The sequence below is a fragment of the Peterkaempfera griseoplana genome, assembly GCF_001418575.1.
In the GTDB taxonomy this organism is placed as follows: Bacteria; Actinomycetota; Actinomycetes; order Streptomycetales; family Streptomycetaceae; genus Peterkaempfera; species Peterkaempfera griseoplana.
Genome location: NZ_LIQR01000784.1, coordinates 1 through 2,683 on the forward strand (window position 1 = coordinate 1; position 2,683 = coordinate 2,683).

Genomic DNA, 2,683 nt, shown 5'->3' on the forward strand with positions numbered 1-2,683 from the left:
GGCTCCCGGTCCCGGAGGCGGCGGTGGCCGCCACGGGGGTCCGGGGCGGCCACCGCGGGGCGGTCGGCTGCGGGCTGCTACGCCGTCACTCCGGTGCGGTCGCGCCGTGGTCGCGGTCATGGCTCCAGGGCTCGGGCCACGGGCCGGGGCCAGGGTGCGGACCAGGGCCGGGCCAGGGGCCAGGGCCGGGGCCGGGCCAGGGACCGGGGCCAGGACCGGGATGGGGGCCGCCGGGGCCCGGCTTGGGGCACTCCGGGCCCGGGCCGGGGGCGCCTCGCTGCCACTTGCCGCCGGTCGGGCACTCCTCGACCCGTACGGTGACCTCGGCGAGCGGGCTGACCACGGTGTTGCCGCGGATGTCCACGGCCGCCGCCTCGGCGCGGTTGGTGACCCGGCCCTCCCGCGCGTCCGACTTCCGGACCGTGTAGGTGCCGTGGCACAGGGTGCTCCGGCCGGGCGCCAGCGTGGTGACGTCGCAGGTGACCGGGGCGACATGGTCGTCGATCACCTGCACGCCGGTCAGCTCGGTGTCGCCCTCGTTGGTGACCAGGTAGGAGTAGCTCACCGTGTCACCGGGCGCGAAGGGCCCGCTGCCGTCGGCGCGTTTCCGCAGGGTGATCCGGGGCGCCCCGGCGACCGGCAGGGTGGCCTCGGCCTGCGGGGAGGTGACCGGCACGCCCTCGACCGTGCCCGTCGCGGTGGCGCGGTTGGTGACGCTGCCCGCCGCCACGTCCTCCGGGGTGATCACATAGCTGCCGCGGCAGACCGTGCTGTCGCCGGGGGCGCCCTGGGGCGCCAGGGTGGTCGAGTGGCAGATGATGTGGGTCACCCGGTCGTCGGTCACATGGACGCCGTCCAGCGGGTGGCCTCCGGTGTTGCGTACGAGGTAGGCGTACTCCACGGTGTCGCCGGCCGCGTAGGGCCCCGGGGTCTCCACCCGCTTCTGCACATCGATGCCGGGCGGCTCGGCGATGGGCACGGTCTCCTGGGAGGGCGGGGAGGTCACCGGGCGGCCGTTCGCCGTACCGGTCGCCTGGGCCGTGTTGGTGACGGAGCCTCTGGCCACGTCGGCGGCGGTGATCACATAGGTGGCGGTGCAGGTCACCGTGTCGCCGACGGGCAGGACCGCGGTGGGGCAGCGGACCGGCCCGACCGTGGGGTCGTTCACCGAGAGCGCCGTGATGTCGGCGCCGCCGGAGTTGGTCACGACGAAGTCGTAGGGGACCTCGGTCCCGGCGACCAGCAGACCGGGCAGCGGCCGGCGGGCCTGCTTGACCAGGTTGAGCCCTGGCAGGGGCTGGTCGGTGCTGATCGTCACATTGCGGATCAGGTGGACGTCCGTGAACAGGCCCGTGGAGGCCGCGAAGCCGAACTTGTAGGTGTCGGGAACCGGCTCGGGGGCCGGGCGCGAGATCACCTGGTGCGGGCCGGTGCCGTCGTTGAAGTCGACCGTCACGGTCAGTACCGGGTTGGGCGCGGGCGTCAGATGCACCTCGACCCGGCGGCGTGAGGGTTCCAGCGCCGCCTCGGCCTGCTGCGGCGTGGCCCCCGGGGGCAGCTCGGTGAGCGGCCCCTGGAGCTGGCCGGGCAGTGTGGAGGGCCAGGGGCCGGCGGTGGAGAAGTTGCTGGTGGTGGCGGTGAGGAAGCAGTACCCCTCGATGCCGTCGCCGGGGCCGCGGACGGTCACCATGTTGGCGCCGGGCCCCGGCACCCGGAACGCCGTCCCGGCCGGTGAGCGCTGTGCGCAGCCGTTGCCGCGCTGCTCCCAGTCGCCGAAGTAGTTGCCCAGCACGTCCAGGCCGACGCCCAGGTAGCCGCGGTCCACGCCCGGGAGGAAGGGGTTGACCGGGTCGTCGTCGGGGAGCTTCTGCGCATAGCCGAGGCTGCCGCCGAAGGCCCCGGGGTGGGTGAGCGAGGTGTCCCCGTTCACCAGGAAGAATGAGATGCCGTCAGCCGGATGGGCGGGCGTGGTGCTTCCGTACTGCCACTGGTCGAAGGTGACGTCCAGTCCTTCGGTCGCGGGCAGCGCGTGGTCGTAGAGGACCGCGCCGGACTGGTCGTTGGCGGCGTCGGTCAGCTGGAGGTATCCGTGGGGGGCGCCCCCCGGGGGTGGTACCGGACCGGTCTCCGGCTGCCGGCAGCCGCCCAGCGGATGGTTGCCGGGACCGGGGGCCGCCGCCCCGGGGGCCCCGGTGAGGCAGGCCGAGCCGACCGCGACGAAGCCGGGGTCGGCGGTCGCGCCGGTGAAGGTCTCCTGCACCAGCGGGGTGCCGCCGGCCCTGGTTCGGGCCTCGGCTCCGGTCAGCGCACCCGTGAGGCCCGCTCCGACGGCTCCCAGGGCCGCCACCGCCGACAGGAGCCGGAGGGTGCGCAGCCGGAACCGTGACGGCGGGCTTGGTTCTCTGATCATGATGACTATTAGTAGTGCTCTGATGACTGATTGTCATACTGACCGGCATTCATGCGCCCGCACTCCACTCGGGCGAAGGCGGCGGCCGACTCGGCCGGGGACGGGCGAGGCGCCGGCGGGCCGCCGCCGCGCACAGCCCGTGCCCGTGGCGTCGAAAAGTCGACAAACCAGACGTATGGTGGCGGGGCGAAGTGGTGTGCCCCGATGGCGGGCCCGATCCGGCCGCGGTGCCGGACCCTCCCAGACAGACCCCTCCCCCGGAGGCCGCCGTGG

1 protein-coding gene is annotated in these 2,683 nt (G+C 74.4%); it reads right to left on the reverse strand.

The features are described from left to right. Positions 1-85: 85 nt before the first annotated feature. Positions 86-2,410 carry a DUF7507 domain-containing protein gene (locus AOK09_RS36760; RefSeq protein WP_157876206.1) on the reverse strand — a complete coding sequence of 775 codons (2,325 nt, stop codon included), beginning with the start codon at positions 2,408-2,410 and terminating at the stop codon, positions 86-88. Positions 2,411-2,683: the final 273 nt, after the last annotated feature.

What these genes read in the sequence shown, in the direction of transcription:
- AOK09_RS36760 (WP_157876206.1), bottom strand. Translation starts at nt 2,410, where the DNA reads ATGATCAGAGAACCAAGCCCGCCGTCACGGTTCCGGCTGCGCACCCTC.